The sequence below is a fragment of the Nocardia heshunensis genome, assembly GCF_054782115.1.
In genome coordinates this window covers 179554-200885 of record NZ_BAAGTC010000020.1, presented here as the reverse complement: position 1 = coordinate 200885, position 21332 = coordinate 179554, and the positions used below count along the sequence as shown (strand labels likewise).

At 67.4% G+C, this 21332-nt stretch carries 17 protein-coding genes; 7 read left to right on the top strand and 10 right to left on the bottom strand.

Annotation, left to right across the window (positions count from 1 at the left end):
- Window positions 1–65: 65 nt before the first annotated feature.
- The 4 genes from ACYVN4_RS37160 (at window position 66) to ACYVN4_RS37145 (ending at window position 7076) form a co-directional block, all read left to right on the top strand.
- Entirely contained in the window at window positions 66–1337 is a 1272-nt protein-coding gene (locus ACYVN4_RS37160) for a serine hydrolase domain-containing protein (protein ID WP_460727532.1), read from the top strand.
- 180 nt (window positions 1338–1517) lie between these two features.
- Window positions 1518–5069 (top strand): DNA polymerase III subunit alpha, encoded by a 3552-nt coding sequence (dnaE, locus tag ACYVN4_RS37155; protein ID WP_460727530.1) that lies wholly within the window; start codon window positions 1518–1520, stop codon window positions 5067–5069.
- Window positions 5070–5150: 81 nt separating this feature from the next.
- The gene (locus tag ACYVN4_RS37150; RefSeq protein WP_460727528.1) at window positions 5151–6314 is read left to right on the top strand and encodes a glycoside hydrolase family 5 protein; all 1164 of its coding nucleotides are present in this window, start codon (window positions 5151–5153) and stop codon (window positions 6312–6314) included.
- 132 nt (window positions 6315–6446) lie between these two features.
- A complete protein-coding gene (locus ACYVN4_RS37145) occupies window positions 6447–7076 on the top strand; it encodes an ATP-binding cassette domain-containing protein (RefSeq protein ID WP_460727526.1) in 630 nt (209 codons plus the stop codon).
- 19 nt (window positions 7077–7095) lie between these two features.
- Here ACYVN4_RS37145 and ACYVN4_RS37140 read toward each other — a convergent pair whose 3' ends face one another.
- Window positions 7096–8565, bottom strand: coding sequence for an amidase (locus ACYVN4_RS37140; protein ID WP_460727524.1), 1470 nt, complete (start codon window positions 8563–8565; stop codon window positions 7096–7098).
- Between the two features lie 225 nt (window positions 8566–8790).
- The gene (locus tag ACYVN4_RS37135; RefSeq protein ID WP_460727522.1) at window positions 8791–9120 is read right to left on the bottom strand and encodes a DUF222 domain-containing protein; all 330 of its coding nucleotides are present in this window, start codon (window positions 9118–9120) and stop codon (window positions 8791–8793) included.
- A 209-nt stretch (window positions 9121–9329) separates the two neighbouring features.
- Here ACYVN4_RS37135 and ACYVN4_RS37130 point away from each other — a divergent pair, with 209 nt between their 5' ends.
- Window positions 9330–10277 (top strand): decaprenyl-phosphate phosphoribosyltransferase, encoded by a 948-nt coding sequence (locus ACYVN4_RS37130; RefSeq protein WP_460727520.1) that lies wholly within the window; start codon window positions 9330–9332, stop codon window positions 10275–10277.
- A gap of 17 nt (window positions 10278–10294) precedes the next feature.
- Here the strand turns inward: ACYVN4_RS37130 and ACYVN4_RS37125 are convergent, their stop codons facing one another.
- The 6 genes from ACYVN4_RS37125 to ACYVN4_RS37100 all read right to left on the bottom strand — a co-directional run bounded on the left by ACYVN4_RS37125 (window position 10295) and on the right by ACYVN4_RS37100 (window position 17921).
- Window positions 10295–11974 (bottom strand): ArnT family glycosyltransferase, encoded by a 1680-nt coding sequence (locus tag ACYVN4_RS37125; protein WP_460727518.1) that lies wholly within the window; start codon window positions 11972–11974, stop codon window positions 10295–10297.
- Entirely contained in the window at window positions 11971–13440 is a 1470-nt protein-coding gene (locus ACYVN4_RS37120) for a glycosyltransferase (protein WP_460727516.1), read from the bottom strand. Before ACYVN4_RS37120 ends, ACYVN4_RS37125 begins: the two co-directional genes overlap by 4 nt.
- Window positions 13437–14936: a hypothetical protein gene (locus tag ACYVN4_RS37115; RefSeq protein WP_460727514.1), complete on the bottom strand. Its 1500-nt coding sequence runs from the start codon at window positions 14934–14936 to the stop codon at window positions 13437–13439. The genes ACYVN4_RS37120 and ACYVN4_RS37115 overlap by 4 nt, the downstream gene beginning before the upstream one ends.
- Before the next feature lie 7 nt (window positions 14937–14943).
- On the bottom strand, window positions 14944–16956 hold the full coding sequence (locus tag ACYVN4_RS37110; RefSeq protein ID WP_460727512.1) for a hypothetical protein: 2013 nt from the start codon (window positions 16954–16956) through the stop codon (window positions 14944–14946).
- Between the two features lie 68 nt (window positions 16957–17024).
- Complete coding sequence (locus ACYVN4_RS37105; RefSeq protein ID WP_460727510.1) at window positions 17025–17639, bottom strand: MspA family porin; 615 nt, start codon at window positions 17637–17639, stop codon at window positions 17025–17027.
- Window positions 17640–17699: 60 nt separating this feature from the next.
- Complete coding sequence (locus tag ACYVN4_RS37100) at window positions 17700–17921, bottom strand: hypothetical protein (RefSeq protein WP_460727508.1); 222 nt, start codon at window positions 17919–17921, stop codon at window positions 17700–17702.
- An 87-nt stretch (window positions 17922–18008) separates the two neighbouring features.
- Here ACYVN4_RS37100 and ACYVN4_RS37095 point away from each other — a divergent pair, with 87 nt between their 5' ends.
- Window positions 18009–18446 carry a nitroreductase family deazaflavin-dependent oxidoreductase gene (locus ACYVN4_RS37095; protein WP_460727506.1) on the top strand — a complete coding sequence of 146 codons (438 nt, stop codon included), beginning with the start codon at window positions 18009–18011 and terminating at the stop codon, window positions 18444–18446.
- A gap of 125 nt (window positions 18447–18571) precedes the next feature.
- Here ACYVN4_RS37095 and ACYVN4_RS37090 read toward each other — a convergent pair whose 3' ends face one another.
- A complete protein-coding gene (locus tag ACYVN4_RS37090; RefSeq protein WP_460727504.1) occupies window positions 18572–18973 on the bottom strand; it encodes a hypothetical protein in 402 nt (133 codons plus the stop codon).
- Between the two features lie 194 nt (window positions 18974–19167).
- Here ACYVN4_RS37090 and ilvA point away from each other — a divergent pair, with 194 nt between their 5' ends.
- Window positions 19168–20523, top strand: coding sequence for a threonine ammonia-lyase IlvA (gene ilvA / locus ACYVN4_RS37085; RefSeq protein ID WP_460727502.1), 1356 nt, complete (start codon window positions 19168–19170; stop codon window positions 20521–20523).
- 117 nt (window positions 20524–20640) lie between these two features.
- On the opposite strand, the gene ACYVN4_RS37080 is transcribed toward ilvA, so the two are convergent.
- Complete coding sequence (locus tag ACYVN4_RS37080) at window positions 20641–21318, bottom strand: response regulator transcription factor (RefSeq protein ID WP_460727500.1); 678 nt, start codon at window positions 21316–21318, stop codon at window positions 20641–20643.
- Window positions 21319–21332 lie beyond the last annotated feature (14 nt).

Genomic DNA, 21332 nt, shown 5'->3' with positions numbered 1-21332 from the left:
CAACGGGAATAACTCTGTCGGTGTCGTCATTGCCCCGCTGGCCGGGTGGCTCGTACCGTGGGTGGGTGAGCAATGTCGCTTCCGCCCCGCTGTCGGGCAGTCCGGGATCCGGGCTCGTGGATCTCCCCACCTCGGTGGGCGGATACGCCGCCGCCGAATTCGGTCCGCTGGTACGGACTTTCGCGCGGATGACGGGAGGCCACCCGGGAGCGGGCGGGGCGCTCACCGTGCATCTGCGCGGGGAACCGCTGGTCGAGATGTGGACCGGCGAGGCGGCGCCCGGGCGGGCCTGGGACGCCGACACCGGCTCCATCATCTTCTCCGCCACCAAAGGCATTGCGGCCACCGTCATCCACCGGCTCGCCGACCGCGGGCTGATCGACTACGACGCGCCCGTCGCCCACTATTGGCCCGAATTCGCCGCCAACGGCAAGGGGCGAATCACGGTGCGGGAGGTGCTGTCCCATCGCGCGGGCCTCTACGGGCTGCCCGCCATCGCCCGCGGGCTCGACGATGTCCTCGATCACCGCATGATGGAGGACCATCTGGCGGCCGCGAAACCCGATCACCTGCTGGGCATTCCGACCTATCATGCCCTGACCTTCGGCTGGCTGCTGGCGGGGTTGGCGCGATCGGTCACCGGGCGCGGCATGGCGGAGTTGTTCCGCAGCGAGATCGCCGAGCCGCTGGGCGCGGAGGGCATCCACCTGGGTCGGCCGCCGGCCGGGTCGCCCACCAGTGCGGCTGTGCTGCAGGGCAACAAGCTCTCGATGGTCGGCACCAACTACATCTCACTCGTGCTGGGGCACGCCTATTCGCTGCCCGGCGCACTCGGTGCGGCCGCTCGCGCGCTGTTCCTGCCCGGCCTCGATCAGCTGCTCGAGGGTGATCCGCCGCCGATTCTGCAGACCGAACTGGGTGCGGGCAACGGCGTCTGCACCGCGACCGGGCTGGCCACCATGTACGGGGCGCTCGCCAACGAGGGCATGCATCGGGGCTACCGGTTCCTGTCGCCGGAGACCATCGCGGCCATGCGGCACGTCGAGACCTACCGTCTCGATCACGCCCTGTTCTACATCCCGATGATGTGGCACATGGGTTATCACTCCCTGCCGGTTCCGGGGGCCCGCGCGGGCTTCGGACACATCGGTTTGGGCGGATCGTTCGGCTGGGCCGATCCGCGCACGGGACTGTCGGTCGGATTCGTGCACAACCGTCTCGGAATCGGGGCGGCGAGTCTGGACCAGATCGCGTCGGCATGGGTGCTGCCGCTGGTGGTGCGGGGCGCTCACGCGGCGCGTCGCACCACTACCCATGTCGAGCCCGCGGCCGCGTAACGCACCCGTCATCCCGGCATGTTTTTGGCCGGGATCCAGCGTTGGATTCCGGCCAAAAGCACGCCGGAATGACGAATCGGGGTGACCTGCACCACGACACGCTGAGCCCGCCACGCCGGTGTCCTGGGACTGTCCCGCGTGCCTTCGAAACCTGTCATGGGTGGCGCTTAGTATGTCTGGGTGTCAGCCTCGTCGGGATCATTCGTCCATCTCCACAACCACACCGAGTACTCGATGCTCGACGGCGCGGCGAAGATCACGCCCTTGTTCAAAGAGGCGACCAGGCTGGGCATGACCGCCGTCGGCATGTCCGACCACGGCAATATGTACGGTGCGTCCGAGTTCTACAACTCCGCCAAGAAGCAGGGCATCAAGCCCATCATCGGCATCGAGGCGTACATCGCACCGGAGTCCCGGTTCAACACCAAGCGCGTGCTGTGGGGCGACCCGTCGCAGAAGAGCGATGACGTCTCCGGTTCGGGTTCCTACACCCACATGACGATGGTCGCGGAGAACGCGACCGGTCTGCGCAACCTGTTCAAGCTCTCCTCGCTGGCCTCGATCGAGGGCCAGCTCGGCAAGTGGGCCCGCATGGACGCCGACATCATCGCCGAGCACGCCGAGGGCATCATCGCCACCACCGGCTGCCCCTCGGGCGAGGTGCAGACCCGACTGCGCCTGGGCCACGAGCGCGAGGCCCTCGAAGCCGCGGCCAAGTGGCAGGAGATCTTCGGTCCCGAGAATTTCTTCCTCGAGATCATGGACCACGGGCTGTCCATCGAACGCCGGGTGCGCGAGGGCCTGATCAATGTCGGCAAGCAGCTGGGCATTCCGCCGCTGGCCACCAACGACTGCCACTACGTGCACGAACACGACGCGGGCAATCACGAAGCGCTGCTGTGCATTCAGACCGGCAAGACGCTGTCGGACCCGACCCGCTTCAAGTTCGACGGCTCCGGCTACTACCTGAAGTCCGCCGAGGAGATGCGCGCCATCTGGGACGCGGAAGTCCCCGGCGCCTGCGACAACACGGTACTGATCGGCGAACGCGTCCAGTCCTACGACGACGTCTGGGAGCACCGCGACCGGATGCCGATCTTCCCGGTGCCCGAGGGCGAGACCCAGGGCAGCTGGCTGCGCAAGGAGGTCCTGAAGGGCCTGGATCGGCGCTTCCCCAACGGTGTTCCGGGCGACTACCTCACGCGCGCCGATTACGAGATCGGCGTCATCAACGAAATGGGCTTCCCGGCCTACTTCCTCATCGTCGCCGACCTCATCACCTACGCCCGCTCGGTCGGCATCAACGTCGGCCCGGGTCGTGGTTCGGCGGCCGGTTCACTGGTCGCCTATTCGATGGGCATCACCAATATCGACCCGATCCCGCACGGTCTGCTGTTCGAGCGATTCCTCAATCCCGAGCGCGTGTCCATGCCCGATATCGATATCGACTTCGACGATCGCCGCCGCGGTGAAATGGTCCGCTACGCCACCGAGAAGTGGGGTACCGACCGCGTTGCCCAGGTGATCACCTTCGGTACGATTAAAACCAAGGCGGCGCTGAAGGACTCGGCGCGCGTGCAGTTCGGCCAGCCGGGTTTCGCTATCGCGGACCAGATTTCGAAGGCGCTGCCGCCGCCGATCATGGCCAAGGACATTCCGCTGTCGGGCATCATGGATCCCGAGCACGAGCGGTATAAGGAAGCCGCGGAAGTTCGCGAGCTCATCAATACCAATCCGGATGTCAACAAGATCTACGAAACCGCGCGCGGGCTCGAAGGTCTGATCCGTAATGCCGGTGTGCACGCGTGTGCCGTCATTATGTCGTCCGAGCCGCTGACCGACGCGATCCCGGTGTGGAAGCGCGCGCAGGACGGCGCGATCATCACCGGCTGGGATTACCCGTCGTGTGAGGCCATCGGCCTGTTGAAGATGGACTTCCTGGGTCTGCGCAACCTCACGGTCATCGGTGACGCGCTGGTCAATATCAAGAACAACCGCGGCATCGAACTCGACCTCGACACGCTGCCGCTGGAAGACCCGGCCACCTACGAATTGCTCGCCCGCGGTGACACCCTCGGCGTGTTCCAGCTCGATGGTGGCGCCATGCGAGATCTGCTGCGCCGCATGATCCCCACCGGCTTCGAGGACATCGTCGCCGTGCTCGCGCTGTATCGCCCCGGCCCCATGGGCATGAACGCGCACAACGATTACGCGGACCGTAAGAACGCGCGCCAAGAGGTGAAGCCGATTCACCCGGAGCTCGAGGAGCCGCTGAAGGAAATCCTGCGTGATACCTACGGCCTGATCGTGTATCAGGAGCAGATCATGCAGATCGCGCAGAAGGTGGCCGGGTATTCGCTCGGTCGAGCCGATATTCTGCGCCGCGCCATGGGTAAGAAGAAGGCGTCGATCCTGGAAGCCGAATACGAGGGCTTCGAGGAAGGCATGGTGCAGAACGGCTTCTCCAAGCCCGCCGTGAAGGCGTTGTGGGACACCATTCTTCCGTTCGCCGGTTACGCGTTCAACAAATCGCATGCCGCCGGATACGGTCTGGTGTCGTTCTGGACCGCGTACCTGAAGGCGAATTACCCCGCCGAATACATGGCGGGTCTGCTGACTTCCGTCGGTGACGACAAGGACAAGGCCGCCGTCTATCTGGCCGACTGCCGTCGCCTGGGCATTCAGGTGCTGCCGCCCGATGTGAACGAGTCCGAACTCGAATTCGCTTCCGTGGGCCACGATATTCGTTTCGGTATGGGCGCGGTACGCAATGTCGGCGCGAACGTCGTCGCGTCGATCATTCAAGCGCGTAAGGAGAAGTCGAAGTTCACCGACTTCTCCGACTATCTGAACAAGATCGACGCCGTCGCCTGCACCAAGAAGGTCACCGAATCTCTCATCAAGGCAGGCGCTTTCGACTCGCTCGACCATCCCCGCAAGGGCCTGATGCTGGTGCACTCCGACGCCATCGACGCGTGCATGTCCACCAAGAAGGCCGAGGCCATCGGCCAGTTCGACCTCTTCGGTGGCCTGGACGAAGGCGACGACTCGATCGCCAGCGTCTTCAATGTGAAGGTCCCCGACGAGGAATGGGAGACCAAGCACAAGCTCGCCCTGGAGCGGGAAATGCTGGGCCTCTACGTGTCCGGGCATCCGCTCAACGGCGTCGAGCACGTGCTGTCCGCGCAGTCGGACACCAATATTCCGACCATCCTCGAGGGTGATATCAAGGACGGCGCGCAGGTCACCATCGGCGGTATTTTCGCCAATGTGACGCGGCGCGTGAACAAGAACGGCCTGCCCTGGGCCTCGGCGCAGCTCGAGGATCTCACCGGTGGCATCGAGGTGCTGTTCTTCCCGCAGTCCTACTCGGTGTACGGCATGGATGTCACCGAGGACGCCATCGTGCTGGTCAAGGCCCGCGTCAGCGCGCGTGACGACCGCATTTCGCTGATCGCCAACGACCTTGTGGTGCCGGACCTTTCGTCCATCGGCGTCGACAAGCCGGTGGCGGTGGTGATCCCGACGCGGCTGTGCACGCCGGACAAGATCGGCGAGCTCAAGCGCGTCCTCAACCGGCACCCCGGCACCGCCGACGTCCACATCAAACATGTCGGCTCCCGCGACCGCACCACCCTGCTCAAGGTCGCCGACAACCTCCGGGTCTCCCCGTCCTCGGCGCTCATGGGCGACCTGAAGGCGCTGCTCGGCCCGGGCTGCCTGGGCAACTGAGGCCGGGCCGGTCCGCCTCGAGCGGACCGGCGGGTCGCCGCCTCCCCGATCTCGGGGGCCGACCGCAGTAGGGTGCGGATCATGGTGGGTGTGCTGCGAATTCGCCGGTTCGGGCCGCTGCTGGCCGCAGTGCTGCTCGCGGCCTCCACCGCCTGTGGGCACAGCGGGCCGGATTCGGTCGTCACCACCTCGGCTCCGGTGGCGGCGGTGAGCGCACCGTCGGCCGCGGCGGTGGTCTCGGTGCGCGACGGCACTCTGCGACTGAACGATCAGCCGTGGTGGCCCGCCGGATTCAACGGGCCGCAGCTCACCACCGACTATTCGATCAACTACGGCTGCGGGGCCGAGGTGGATCTGGACGCCTACTTCCGCAAACTGCCCTCGCACGCCCTCACCCGGTTCTCCATGTTCCAGGCGCTGGCGGTGAACAAGAACACCGGCCGGATCGACTTCACCGCCGCCGACCGGGTTTTCGCGGCGGCCGAGAAATACGGGCAACTGGTGCTGCCGGTGCTGGGCGCGCAGACCGGTGACTGCAGTGACGAGATCTTCAAACAGCGGCAGTGGTACGTGGACGGGTGGAAGCAGCTCACCCTGGTACCGGGCCGCGCGGTCATGAGCTTTCAGGACTGGGTACACACTGCCGTCGACCGCTGGCGCAGCTCACCGGTGGTGGCGGGCTGGGAGCTGATGGGCGAACCCGAACCCAGCGTCTGCCGCGGCACCCAGTGCGATCTGCGATTCCGCACCTGCCCCAAGGATTCTCCGCAGGTACTGCGCACCTTCATGGACGAGGCAGGCAAGATCGTGCGCGCCCTGGACCCGCAGCGCCTGATCTACGCCGGCTACGTCGGCGGCAGCCAATGCGGCATCGCCGGCGACGCCTTCGCCTACGTCAGCGCCTCCCCGAACATCGACGTCGTCGAGTACCACGACTACGACGAAGACGCGGTCATCCTCCCCGGCGGCCCCACCCACGGCCTGGCCCGCCGCCTCGACCAGTCCCGCACTCTCGCAAAACCCCTCCTGGTAGCCGAGATCGGCGAATACGCCGGCTCCTGCCTGGGCCTCGACGAGCGCCGCGACCTCATGGACCATCGCATCTCGGGTCAGCGTGCCGCAGGTACGGCGGGTGCACTGATCTGGGCCTTCGTCCCGGATCCTCGGCTGGACGAATGCACCTACGACGTAGGCCCCGACGACCCGCTCTGGGGTCTGGTAGCAACAGACACCACCCTCGGCTGAATGCGTTGGTGCGGGTGCCTTCTCGGCGTTCGGCTGTCAGGATGCAGGCTGATCGAAGGGGAAGGCTGGCTGATGGTCGCTGAATTGTGTTCTTTCACCGTTCATATCGATACTGGGCGGTGGAGTGGGACGGTGCTCAGCTCGGTGGATCTGGTTGTGCCCGCCGGGCAGATCACCGCGGTGCTCGGTGGGCCCGGGGCGGGGAAGTCGATGATCGCTCGTGCGCTGGCAGGGGAGTTGCCGACCACGGCGCAATGCCGGGGAAAGATTCTGGTCGACGGCAAGCGGGTCGGGTACGTTCCGCAGGATGGTGTGACGGTGTTCGCCCCTGACAAGGCGGTAGGAGCCCAGTTGCGCGCATGGGAAGAACGTCACCGCGAGTGGAGCGTCGAGCGTGCCTGTGCGGCAGCGTATTACCCTGCCGACGCCCTCGCTCTGCTTCCCCATCAGAACTCCGGCGGGCAAATTCAGCGCGCCGCGCTTGCCGCGGCATTGTTGGCGGCGCCGGACCTCCTCATTGTCGACGGACCGACCAACTCCCTCGATGCGGGCACCGCCTACGGGGTGTGGAAATCATTGCGCGAGTTGGCCGACTCCGGTGTCGGTGTTCTCGCGATCAGCAACGAGGTGCGACTACTGATCACCGGAGCCTTCGCCGACCGGATGGTGCTCATGCACGAGGGGTGCGTCCTGGCAGCGGGATCGACTACCCACCTGCTGGAGTCGAACCCCATCGTGCAAGCGCTCTTCCGAGCCGGCTGACCGAATATCGACGGCTCCGTCAACGGTTTCGGTCGCTGGATGCGGGTGCCTGGAAGCCGCCGATCTTCTCCTCCAGGAGTTCGGCCAGGCGTAGTGGGGTGCGGTCCTCGAACATCGGGCCGATGAGTTGCACCCCTACCGGGAGGCCCTCGGGGGAGTGGCCCGCGGGGATGGCGGTGGCGGGTAGGCCGGGCATGGTGGCCATTCCGGCCCAGACGAATTGGTCGAAGTAGGGGTGGGGGATGCCGTCGATGTCGAGGTGGCGGTCTTCGAGACCGCCGTTGTGGTTGTGCGGGAAGGCGGGGGTGGGCGTGATGGGGCAGACCACGGCATCGAACTCGGCGAAGAGTTGCCGCCAGCCTTGGCGGTGGAGTTCGCGGCGGTTGTTCGCCTCGACCCAGCCGCGGTGGCTGAGCACCATGCTGCGTAGGCGCGCCGCATCGAGACTCCGGTCATCGGCGTTCAGGGCGGCGGCCTGGGTTCGCAGCTGTTCGTAGACGTCGACGGGAAGACTGCTGGCCGCGTTCGACAGCATCAGTTGCATGTAGAGCGATGCCGCTCCGATCGGATCGGGTAGTAGCGGACTGTGGCGTTCGACCCGGGCGCCAGAGTCGACGAGCGCGTCGCCGACCCGGTTCACGCCCGCTCGCACGGCCGATCCGGTCGGAATGAGCGGGTGATCCTCGAGGACGAGCACTCGGAAGTCCGACAGTCGTTCGTGGCGCGCGGGCGGTAGCGCGACGTCGTAGGCGACGCCGTGGGTCAGCGGGTCCGGTCCGGCCATGACGTCGAGCAGCAGCGTGAGGTCGCGGGCGGTGCGCGCCATCGGGCCGACGACAGCGAGATCGAGATCGATCGGCAGGGCCGGGCTGGGCGGCGCGACCATGCCGCGGGTCGGCGCCAGTCCGAGTGTCGGCTTGTGCGCGTAGATTCCGCAGAAATGCGCGGGGGTGCGCAGCGACCCGGCGAGGTCGGAGCCCAGCGACAGCGCCCCAAATCCGGCCGCCAGCGCCGCCGCCGAGCCGCCGGAGGATCCCCCCGACGTCCGGTCGTGATCCCACGGATTATTGGTGGTGCCGTAGATCTCGTTGAAGCTCTGGATATCTCGCAGCATCACCGGCACATTGGTCTTCCCGAGAATCACCGCACCGGCCGCCTTCAACCGCGCCACCTGCACCGCGTCCGCGCTCGGCACATAGTCCGCGTACTCCGGCATGCCCCAGGTCGTCGGCAGCCCCACCATGTCGTAGGACTCCTTGACCGTCACCGGAATCCCGAGCAGCGCCCGCTCCTCACCCCGGGCGCGCACCCGATCGGCCTCGTGTGCGGCGGCCCGAGCCCCCTCGAAATCCCGCACGCAGATCGCGTTGATCGCCTTGTCCGCCCGCTCGATCCGAGCGATCGCCTCCTCGGTCAGTTCCACCGATGTCACCGCACCGGCCCGCAACGCCGCCAACATTTCCTCAGCCGACCGAAGATTCCATTCCATGAATCCGACGTTATTGCCCCACTTCGAAAGCCATAAAATGTCGTCTCACACAACGCGAAAGTCGATCACCCAACCCGCATCGGCGAATTCACGCCCTCGAACCGTCCCCAGAGCTTCCCCACTCCAGGTCAGGGCCCTGCCGGCGTGTCAGCGCACTCGGCGCGAGCCATGAAATGCCGCCCTGCACAACGGGATAGATGTCTCAATCCCCATGGCGTATCTTTCTCAGCTCGCGGCAGCCAGCACCCGCCACACCTTCCTGGACCGCGAACGCGGCTGCGGAGTCGCCCGGGGAGCCGCATGCTCGATGCGCCGCCGCGCCTCGGGGGCGGTGATCCGCAGCAGATCACTCAGGAGGTCCGCGGTGTCCTCGTAGCCGGTGTCGGCGGCCAGCCCCCGGCGCTCGGCCTCGGCCACGGCCGCCCGCATCACCGCATCCAGCCGCCGCCGATGCCGCTCGGTCTCGACAAGGGTCCGCAGCAAATCGACATCGGCCACTCCCGGCCATCCCCGCACCGGTCCATCCGCTGCCAGCGCGATCGAATGTGTCTTCACGCGCCTAGCGTACCCCATCGGTAGAACGTATGTTCGATAACCGGCTTCGCCGCCAAGACGTGTCAGGAGGAGTGGCAGATCCGGCCCCGGCCCGGCCGAAAGATCGACCCCAAGACATCCGGGTGAGTGTTTGGGAGTATGTCGGCGAAGCGCAAAGCTCGCCCCGCGGAAAGAGATTCGTCCGCGCCCTAGGAAGCAGTCAGGTTGATATGAGCGAAGAGCCGACCACCATCGAACTCGACGAGGCCGCCTTCACCGGACCGCCCAAGACCCTGACCGGCGGTCTGGTCAAAGCCCTGCGGCCACGTCAGTGGGTGAAGAACGTACTGGTGCTGGCCGCGCCGCTGGCCGCGGGCACGATTCCGGGTACCGACACCTTCGCCATCTCCGATCTCACCCGCGACCTGAACATCGGTATCGCGTTCGTGGTGTTCTGCCTGGCAGCGTCGGGCATCTACCTGGTCAACGACTCGCTCGACGTGGAAGCCGACCGGGCGCATCCGACCAAACGCTTCCGTCCGATCGCCGCCGGGGTGGTTCCGGTGCGGCTGGCCTACGCGCTGTCGGTGGTGCTGCTGACCGCCTCGATCCTGATCTCGTTCGTGGCGACCTGGCAACTGGCCGTGGTGATGGCCGCCTACGTCGGCATCCAGTTGGCCTACTGCTTCGGTCTCAAGCATCAGGCGGTCCTCGACATCAGCATCGTGTCATCGGGCTTCCTGCTGCGCGCGGTGGCCGGTGGCGCGGCGGCGAATATTCATCTGTCGCAATGGTTCTTGCTGATCGCGGCCTTCGGTTCGCTGTTCATGGCCGCGGGCAAGCGCTATGCCGAGTTGAAGATCGCGCTGGACACCGGCGCCAAGATTCGTCAGTCGTTGCAGTACTACACGCCCACCTATCTCCGTTTCGTCTGGACCTTGTCGGGCGCGGCGGTCGTGGTCTTCTACGGCCTGTGGGCTTTCGAGCCCGACCACAAGGGCAACCCGTGGTTCGCAATCTCGATGATTCCCTTCACCATCGCCATCCTGCGTTATGCGGTCGACGTCGATGGTGCCGGAGCCGGTGAACCCGAAGAGATCGTGTTGGGCGACCGCACTCTGCAGTCATTGGCCCTCGCCTGTGTCGCCACAACCGGCGTTGCCGTCTACCTCACCTGAAGTGAACCGCTGCGCGGTCAGCTGCCGATTACTCGGTAGAGGCGCCAGTTGGGTTGGCCTGCGCCGTCGTTGGGGATTTCCAGGTCGAGGGTGGCGATTTGGGCGCCGTTTTCGTACATGGTGGGGTAGCGGCGGTTGATGGCGTCGGAGGTGCCGCGGCCGGTGTTGGGGACGGCGAGGATGTATTTGGCGCCGCGGTCGGCGGGGCGGTTGAGGATGCGGATGAAGTCCTGGTCGGAGGGGATGACGAAGCGGTCCGGCTGGGCGGAGGCGGCCAGGACGGCGAAGCCGTAGACGGTGTCCATGAGGACCGCGCCGGGTGGGAGGTGCAGGGCGTCGAGGTAGTTGGCGAGTTTGCGTTCGGTGGAGAAGGTCGCGGCGATGCGGGCCTGGTCGAAGTACTTGTCGCTCACGTTGTTCGGGTCGGGGAAGAGGACCGCGCGCAGCGGATACTCCTGGACGGCCATGAGCTGGCTGTTCATTCCCGCCGCCGTCGCGGGCAGGGAGATGATCAGCAGCAGGGCGGCGGCCGCCGCGCCGAGCATCGGGATCAGCTCGCGTCGTCGGCCGGACGGCTGCGAAACAGCCTTCGCCGCAGCCGGTTCCGGCTCGACGCACTCGGCGTACTTGCCCGGCCGATGGCTGGGGGGACAGCCTCGGGCGGCCGGAATCAGCAGCGCCAGGATGGCGGTCAGCGGGATCGCCGCCACATAGAAGCGCAGGAAGGCGAAGGTGGAGCCGCTGGCGAAACTCAGCGCCTGGAAGCCGAGTACCGCCCCGCACAACAGGATCGGCACCGCCACCTGCGCGTCGCGCCGACGCCAGCCCAGGGCGGCGGCGAGCGGCAGCAACAACGGCAGCACCGGCGCGAGGATCAGCGTGGCCCCCAGTGAGTACTGCACCGCGTCCAGCGGCTTGCCCGCCGCCGCCCCGGACTGCTCGAGAATCGCGGAGTTGCCGTACTGCGAGGTGAACTGCTGGAACGCCTGCCCGGTGATCAGCCAGCTGGTCGCCGCCCACACCACGAAGGCCAGCACCACCGGCGCGCTCACCACCACCAGATCCATTGCCGCCCCGGCGAATCGCTGCTCGGTGCGCCGCCGATAGGTGATCGTGAACACCAGCAGAGCCGCCACCCCGGCCGGGGCCAGCGCGTCGTAGCGGGTGAGATAGCCCAGCCCCAGCGCGATTCCGGCCGCCACCAGATCGTGCACGCCGTCGGTGCGCGTCCAGCGCATGAGCCGCCGCATCGCCCAGCACAGGCAGAACAGGAACAGCGCCTCGCTCATCCCGTTGCCGCCGTAGAACACCACCATCGGGTTGAGCGCGAAAACCACTGTCACCACGGCACACAACCAGCGCGGTGCGTCCCGGTCGGTGCCGATGCCCCAGATCATGGTGACCGCACCCGCCATGAACAGGGCGGTCATCACGACCCCGGACAGCCCCCAGCGGGTGATGGCCGGGAACCACCCGGACAACGCCACGAACGGCAACTGCGCCAGCGAACTCAACGGCGTGAACACGAACCCGATGGCCGACAGATGCGGGTCCCGGCTGAACAGCGCCGACTGGGTGGCCGACACCCGGCTGAGCGCATCGCCCATCAGATCCGCGCGCCCGGCGGCCACGAACGCGCCGGTCGCCAGGTACAGCAGGGCCGACCCGGCGAAGATCAGGCGCGGTATCCGGTTCACGACTTGTCCTCCGAGGTGGTGCCCAGCCCGTGAAAGGTCTTCTCCCAGTAGGACGGATTGCGCAGCAACTGCCAGCACCCCTTGCTCGCGGCGATTGCCATGAGCAGCCAGTACGCGGGCGACAGCAGGCACGCCACCAGCAGATCGGGCCGATCGTTCTCCCGGCACGACAGCAGGTTCATGTACACCGTCGCCGCATTGCCCAGCACCAGCGCCAGCAGCGCGGGGTAGTAGACCCCGGCCGGGAACACCTTCTCGATCACCTGCGGCTGCCCGAAAATCCAAGCGAGCGTGACGAACCAGAACAGCAGGTTCAGGCACGCGATGATCGGCGTCCCCGCCAGAAACAGCGTGAACCGCAGAAAGCTGACCGGACCGATCTTGCGCCACAGGGTGATCGGTCGCCGCGCATGCACCAGCCAGCTCTGCAGATACCCCTTGTACCAGCGCGAGCGCTGCCGCACCCAGTTGATGGGATCCGGATTCGCCTCTTCCAATGTCGTGGAATCGATGACGGCCGTGGAGTATCCGCGCGCCGCGATGCGCACCCCCAGATCCGCGTCCTCGGTCACGTTGTACGGATCCCACGCCCCGATGGCCGTCAGCACATTGCGCCGGAAGTGATTCGAGGTGCCGCCCAACGGAATCGGTGCGGCCGAGCGCATCAGCCCCGGCAGCAGGAAGCTGAACCACAGCCCGTAATCCATGGTGAACCAGGCGGTCAGCAGATTCTGCCGGGCATTGTGGAACGACAGCTTGGCCTGGATGCACACCACCGAGCGCGGCAGCCGCCGGAAGGCCGCCACCACCCGCCGCAGCTGCAGCGGATCGGGAATGTCTTCGGCGTCGTAGATGGTGACGATATCGCCTGTCGCGGCATGCAATCCGTAGTTGCACGCCTTCGGCTTGGTGCGCGGATCGGCCGCGGGCACCAGCACGATGGTGATGTGCTCGCTGCCCGCCTCCCCGATCCCGGCGGCGTGGGCGGCGTCGATGGTGGGGGAGTCGTCCTCCTCCAGCAGTAGCAGCGCCTGCATGCGGTCGCGCGGATAGTCCAGGCCGTTGAGCGCGGCGATCAAGTCGCCCACCACTTCCGGCTCCCCGTAGGCGGGGACGAGAATCGTGTAGGGCGGCAACTGCTCATCGGGCAGCGCGCGTGCGGTCTCGTCGTCGACGGTGAGAATCGCGTCGCGCGACATGCCCCGGGTGAAGATGAGTATTCGGTCGATCATGACCGCGCTGTAGCCGAGCGTGCACGCCGCCATCACCACGACCAGCGTCACCATGGGCGCGAACACCAGGCAGACCACGGTGATCGCCGCCGCCGCGAGCAGCGTATTGCGTTGCCACGGCAGGAAAGCCACCGAGGCCGACGCCATCGGATCGTTCTCGCGCAGCCCGTGCACCGCCGTGTGCAGCGCGTGCGCCCGCTCGGCTTCCGTTGCCAGTCCCGGCAGTTCGGTCATTCGCCCGCTCCGATCCGCACGATCTCCCGGGCCACCGTGGTGAGCATGTCTCGGTCCTTGTACTCGGAATCCGGGTCGCCCTCGGCGGATTCCGGGTTCAGGACCACCGCGTTGCCGCGCAGGATCTGATGCATCTGGTTGTCCAGCAGCTGGGTCACCGACGGTTCGGGCTGCGGGAACAGCGCGTCGGGCAGATGATTATCCGCGGCGATGAGGCTGATCCGCTGGTAGTCGCCGCCCTCGCCCTTCCAGGTCCAGGTCAGCCAGGTCCAGCTCAGCAATTGCCGGTCGTCGACGACGGTATTGAGCCGCGCCTGCACCCCGTGCCCGAGATCGATGCGTTCCGGCGGGCTGATGCGCGGCTGTTCCAGCCGATACATGGTGAACTCGCGATAGTTGTCGAGCCCGTGCAGGGTCTTGGTGGTGACGATGTCGACCGCGATCCGTCGCCGCCGGGATTCCTTGTCCCAGGCCGGATTTCCGCGCACGGCCTGCCAGCTCTGCCGGGTCCAGGAATTCCCGCGACCGAAATACTTGGGGGCCCACGGGTAGACGCGCTCGCCGGTCAACTGCCAGCCGGGCGCGACCGCGGGCGAATCGGCCAGCCGCAGCCCGGCGATCTGCGGCGCGTGGACCACGTACTCCTCGGGCACCGGGATGAGCGCCAGCAGCGCGGCCGCGATCACCGCGGTCAACGCCGCGGCGCGGGAGCGGGACGCGGTCGGCGGCAGGAACGGCCGATCCAGCGGTCGGAGGCTGGTCCAACGCCGATGGTCCAGATACATGACGGTGGTCGCCGTATACGCGCCGAGCAGCGACGGGATCAGTTGATAGGCGATCAGTGGCGCGTGCGGGAACCAGACCGCCATCACCGCCAGCAGCACCCCGCCCGCCACCAACGCCACCAGCCCGCCCGCCAGTGCCCGCCCGCGGGTGCGTCCCGCCCCGATGGCCGCCGCGGCGGCGGCCGGAATCAACATCACCGCGCCGTCCGCGATCCGGTTGCCGCCGAGCGAGGCCACCGCCAGCCGATAGGGCATCGGCACGACGGTCAGCAGCATCAACAACCCGACCGGCCAGAACCGGAACACCGGCCGCAACCCGAACATCAGCACGCTGACGCTGATCGCGAAGAAGGTGGCGGCCAACAGGTCCAGATGCAGCGCCTCGTATTCGTAGGGGTAGCGCAACACCAGCAGCCCGATCAGCAGCGCGGTGGCCACCAGCCCGATCAACCCCACGATGATGTCGGTCTGCCGGTCGTAGATGGGCAGTTCCGGGCGGCGGCGCAACGCCATGCCGATCGTCGCCAGCACCGCCAGCACCGGTAGCGCGAAGACATAACCGATGTCCGAGCCCTGCTGGACGTCCTCGATCAGTTCGCGCCACAGGTTCCAGAAGGCGCCGACGGTGCAGCCGACCACGATCAGCAGCCGGACCGCGATGAGCCACGGCACCGTCCGCGCCGGGCCTCGGGTGTCCTTCTCGGCGCTCATGGCCGGGTCAGCGGGAACGCCGCCGCTGCAACAGGATCGCGACCGCCCCGAGCGCGCCCACCGCCAGCGCGATCCCGCCCGCGAGCGCAATCCGGCGCGCCAGCGGGATCTCGGTGTCGGTGGCGCCGCGGGCCGCCGCCTCCTCGGGTGTGCCCGCGAGTGGATCGAAGAGCTCCGGCTCCCGATCGCCCACCTGCAACAGCACCGGACCGGCCAGCCGGAAGGATCGATCGGGATCGGCGGTCAGCCAGGTCAGCAGACGATCCAGGTTCTGCGGGGCCGCGGTGGAAGTGGCCACCACCACGATGCGCTTGCCGGTCCACGTCGCTTGCAGCGAGCCGAAGTTCAGCGGCGGGCGCAGATCGATCTTCGTCTCCAGCTCCGCGTCGTCGCCGTAGACGGTGAGCGTCTCACCGCTGCGTGACAACGGCAGCGTGATCGACTGCGGCACGTCGCCGTCCGCCGCGATCAGCACGGCGGGCAGGGTCGAGCGGACCGCGTCGTCGAAGCTCACCAGTTCCGGCCGCAGTGGCACCGAGGTGAGCCGCTGCACCGCGATCAGCACCTGCGCGGCCCGCACGGTATCGGCGAATCCCGGTGTCTTCAAACCGATCTGGACCCGAGGCAGCAGCGCCTGCGGCACCGAGCCCAGGCCGCCCGGCACCGGCGGCGTGGCCGGATCGCTGTGCACCGCGCCCTCGGGATCGATGGTCAGCGTGACCGGCTGCTCCAGCCCACAGCCGTGGGTCAGGCCCGCCTGCTGCAGGGTTACCGACACCGTGGTGAATCGGGTCAGCAGCGTGTTCGGGATGTCGACCCACTGATCGAACTGCCCCGAGGAGGTCACCGGCCAGGCGGCCAGCTGCCGGTCCCCGACGGTCACGGCGAGCTGGCCGTTGAGCGTGTCCGGCAGCGGAGTGTGGTTGCCGTACAGGTTGATTCGCACATTCTTCGACGGCCGGCCCAGCCGGGTCATGTCGACGGTGAAGTCGATGCGCACGTACCCGATGGCGGTCGCGCTGAGCCGGTTCTGACCGAGTTCGGCCAGCGTCGTGGTCTCCGGCGCCAGCTGCGGGGCGGCGGGCAGGCCCAGCACGGTGGCCGAGGTGCCCAGCGCCGCCTTGGCGAGATCGCTGGTGAGCAAACGCATCTGGGTCGGCAGCGCCTTCGCGTCGCCGGAGACGGTCAGGACCGGTGCGGGGCCGGTGGTGAGCCGCACCCCGGCGTCGGCGTCCTCGCGCACCACGATCTGGCGTTCCAGGAAGGCGGGCGGATGATCGGGTGCCGTGGCCCCGCTCGCGAGCGGCCGGATATCGACCGCGACAGGCTGATTCGCGTAGCGCGCGGTCACCGCCGTGGCCAGCGACAGCACGGCCGCGCTCTCGGTGGTCGACGGCGTGGCCGGGGTGTACACGGTCAGCCGGTTCAGCACCGGCGGCAGGAACTCCGCCACCGTCGCCGGCTGCGCCTCCTCGCCGGCGTAGATCACCGCGGCATCGGTCAGCGTGAGCGGCTGCCCCTGCCAATCCTCCGGGCAGATACCGGCTTCCGGCAGCAGCGCCGAGGTCAGCGTGACATTCGCGGCCGTGCCCTGGATCTTGGCCCCGGCCAGCGAGATCCGGATCGGCGCGCGCGGATCCTGCGGCAGCCCCACCCGATCCAGCAGCCGCTGGTCCGAACGGGCCTCGAGGGTGCCGCGTGCCAGAGTCGGCGGCAACTGCACGGTGCCGGTGATCGCGGTCGGCGCGAGACCGGGCAGCAGCGGCAGCGTGAGCGTGACTTCGTGCTCGCGGCCGGGGAATTGCAGCGACTTGCCCAGTCCCAGGCTCTGCAGCGCGATCGGATGATCCCCGGGGTCGGCGTTCGCGGCGGCCAGGTCGGACCCGAATCCGACCGGCAGCGACGCCATCCCGGGCAACGACAGCACCCCGACCGGCAGCGACAGGGTCGCCACCGCGAGCACGGCCGTGGCGGCGCAGCGGCCGGACCACCTGCGGGACATGAACGTGCGAGGGATCATGCGGAGGCTCCCAGGGCGGGGGTCAGGCCATGACGATGGCGCGGAGCCCGGTGCGTGTCCGGACCGGGTTACAACCAGGTGGGGTCGCCGAAAACCGCACCGCTGTCATCGGTTTCGGCGGATTTGGCGTAGATGTAGGTGTACTGCCGGATGGAGACCGGCCCGGCGCACTGGTTCACCGCGATGTGGAAGTCGCGAATGATGATCTGAACCTGCTTGCCCGGGATGAGGTCCTTGTCGGCGACGGCGATGTCCTTCACCTCGCCCGGTGCGAGGTTGACGCTCATCGGCACCTGGATATTGGGTCCGATGATCTGCAGTGCGGGACTCTGCGAGAGATTGCCGCTGGGCACGTACACCTGGGGGATCGCCCCGAGGTTGCCGTTGGGCAGGGTGACCGAGCAGCCGACGTGATAGCCGGTCTTGAGCTGGCCACCGGCAATGCCGTCGACCCGGGCGTAGGACATATTGCTGACCATCGCCTCGCGGGTGGTGCCGACCTGGTTCAGCGGCGCGATGCGGTTGATGACCTCGTCGCGATTGCCGACGGTGAAGCTGCCGAAGGTGGACTGATAGGTGCGCTCGTGCGGGGCGAGCGTGACGATGTCGGCGTGGGCGGGCTGTGCACAACCCAGGGCCGCACCGACAGCCAGCAGGAAAACGCCCGGAGTGGACAACCGCATGCGAATAAAACTAATAGACGAACCGCATGAATCGCCCGAATGACACGGACCAGTGGGTTCTTATCGGTGCTGGGCCATGGCAAGCAGCCAGCGCAACGCCGCCACGGTGGCCGCGCCCAGCACGGCGACCTGCACCGAACCGGTGATCAGAGCGAGCATCAGGCAGACCACCACACCGGCGAACAAGGCTTCGAGCTTGTAGACCGGCCACGCCGTTCCGGCGATGTCCACGGTGGCGCGCGCGGAGGCCCGCTCGGTGTCCGTAGGGTTAACCACTGCCATACGGTCAGGGTAGGCGGGGACCTAAAGTTCGGTCAACCGAAAACTGATGTCGGGAACAACACATCGACGGGGATGGTTGAGCACGTCATGCCACTAATCGGAGAGTACGAACCCAGCCCGTCCGACTGGGCCCGAGAGCAGGCCGAGCAGTACGAGAACTCGCAGGGCGCCGAGGCGAACCTGCTGCGCGGCGTCCCGATCATTCTGCTCACCAGCCGCGGCAACAAGTCCGGCAAGCTGCGCAAGACCCCGCTCATGCGGGTCGAGCACGACGGTGAGTACGCGATCGTCGCCTCCCGCGGCGGCGCGCCCTCGCATCCCGTCTGGTACCACAACATCGTGTCTGACCCGCACGTCGAACTGCGGGATCGGGCCGTGGTCAAGGACTACGACGCCCGCGAGGTCACCGGCGACGAGAAGGATCTCTGGTGGAAGCGCGCCGTCGAGGTCTGGCCCGACTACGCCGAGTACCAGAAGAAGACCGATCGTCAGATTCCGGTCTTCGTCCTGAGTCCGCGCGATTGACCGTCGCCCGCCGTGCGCCGGGAAGCGCGGCGGTCGATAGAAAAATGCCCCGGTCACCGTGTGGCCGGGGCATTTTCGCGGTTGTACACCTACCGGCGAACCGGTATTGCTGCGTCAGAGGCGGGTCAGGGCAGGACCTGCGGGACGACATCGGGGGCGATCGCGCCGGTGGCCAGGCCGACCACCGTGCCGATGAGACCCCAGTTGATCGCGCCCGACAGCGCGGCGCTGCCGACCGCCGCGGAACCGATGCCGGGAATGATGAGGAGCGGGGAGGTCAGCAGCGCGCCGACACCCGCACCGGCCGCGGCGCCGATGCCCGCGCCCGCGGCGGCACCGTTGGCCAGCGGGTCGTGGTTCTGGGCGTCGGGGTTGGTGGCCACCGGCTCCAACGCGACCGGCTCGGCCGAGGCGGTGGCGGTGCCCGCGGCGATGCCGAGGGTGATGGCGGCGGCGGTCAGCGTAATGGCAACGGGCTTACGGAAATTCATCAGGTTTTCGACTTTCTGGCCTAGGTTCTCGAGCATTTCGACGCTAACTAGGCGTTTGCTGACTTCGCAAAGCGGAGGCCGGGCCTCCTGCCATTTAACTGGTCAGATGACCAGTTGGCGGGCCTGGTGTTAGCTCGCTCACCCAACCCGCTTGCCAGCAAATCGGACTATTCGTACCGGAATCGGGCGGTGCCGCCGGTGCCGTGCTCGCTCCCAGCTAGCATGTTCGGGTGTCTGATCCGCTTGCTGTCGCAGAGAAAGTGTCCACTCCGCTGCCCGAATTGTCGGCGGATGAGATCGATGCCGCGGCCAAGCGAATTTCGGACATTATCGAGCCGACACCGCTGCAACGGAATCCGCGGCTGTCGGCGCTCACCGGGGCCGAGGTCTACCTCAAGCGCGAGGACCTCACCGCCGTGCGCTCCTACAAGATTCGCGGCGCCTACAACCTCATGGTGCAGCTGACCGAGGCCGAGAAGTCCGCCGGCGTGGTCACCGCCAGCGCCGGAAATCACGCCCAGGGCGTGGCTTTCGCCTGCCGGGCCATGGGCGTGCGCGGCCGCATCTACGTGCCGACCACCACCCCGAAGCAGAAGCGCGACCGAATCCGCGTGCACGGCGGCGAATTCGTGGAACTCATCGCCGTCGGTGACACCTACGACGCGGCCGCCGCGGCCGCCGCCGACGATGTCGCCCGCACCGGGGCGACCATGGTCCCGCCCTTCGACGATCCGCGCACCGCGGCCGGTCAGGGCACCATCGCCGCGGAATTCCTCGAACAGCTCGGCCGCCAGCCCGATCTGGTGGTGGTGCCCGTCGGCGGTGGCGGCTGCCTCGCCGGTGTCGCCACCTATCTGCGGGAGCGGTCGCCGCAGACCGCGCTGCTCGCGGCCGAACCCACCGGCGCGGCCTCCATGACCGCCGCACTGGTGGCGGGTGGCCCGGTGACCCTGCCCGAGATCGATCCGTTCGTCGACGGCGCGGCCGTGCGTCGCATCGGCGGGGTCGGGTATCAGGCGGTGGTGCGCTTCGGTGGCGCGGTCCGCTCGCATGCCTCGCTGCCGCTGCTCACCAGCACGCAAACCCGTACCGGCGCAGGTTCATTCCGCATGCTGCAGGTGGACGAGGGTGCGATCTGCACCGCCATGCTGGAGCTGTACCAGAACGAGGGCATCGTCGCCGAACCGGCGGGCGCGCTCGCGACCGCCGCGCTGGCGGAGATCGACGTCGAGCCCGGCTCGACGGTGGTGGTGCTGCTCTCGGGCGGCAACAACGACGTCTCCCGCTACGGCGAGGTCATCGAGCGCTCGCTGGTGCATCAGGGACTGAAACACTATTTCCTGGTGGACTTTCCGCAGGAGCCCGGTGCGCTGCGTCGCTTCCTCGACGAGGTCCTCGGCCCCGACGACGACATCACCGTGTTCGAGTACGTCAAGCGCAACAACCGTGAAACCGGTGCGGCGCTGGTCGGTATCGAACTGGGTACCCCGTCGGGCCTCGAGCCGCTGCTCGAGCGGATGGACAAGGCCCCGATCCAGTGCGAGCGCCTCGACCCCAAGTCGCCCGCGTACCGCTACCTGACGTAAGGCGTTGGATCCCAGCCAAAAGCACGCTGGGATGACGGACGACCCCGTCCTTCGTGACGGACGACCCCCGTCATTCCGGCGTGCTTTTGGCCGGAATCCACACTTCGCGAGGCGGTTTCAGGCGTACAGCAAATATCCCGCCGCCGAGGTGTGGATGATCTGTGGCTCGCCGAGTTTGCGGTCGAGCCGCGTGATCACCTCGTCGATGGCGGCCGCAGAGGTGGGGTCGCTGCAGAAGGCGGCGATCTCGGCCGGGGTGACCAGCGTGCCCGCCCGGGCGGCGAGCAGTTCCAGCGCGCAGAACTCACGGGTGGTCATGGTCAGCAACACCCCGCTGCGCCGCACCCGGCGGCGGAGCCGGTCGACGACCAGGTCCCCGATGGTGAGCACCGGCGTGGACTGGGTGCGCCGCGGCGCGCACAGGGCGCGGACGCGGGCGGCCAGTTCGCTCAGTGAGAAGGGTTTGGCCAGATAGTCGTCCGCACCACCGGCGTAGCTCTCGCTGCGGGTGAGGGCGCTGTCGCGCGCGGTGATCAATAGGGCAGGTGTGCGATTACCCGATTCCCGTTGCCGCCGAACCAGATCCAGCCCGTCGCCGTCGGGTAACCCGCGATCCACGATCAGGCAATCGTAGAGCCGCACCCCGCACTGCTGTCCGGCGTCGGCGAGGTTGCGGGTCAGATCGACGATGAATCCGGCGCCGCGCAGTCCGTCCGCGACCCGTTCACCCAGCTGCTCGTCGTCCTCGCACACCAGGACCCATACGGTGCGAGTGACCGCTTCATCGTCGGACATACACCTACGGTGCC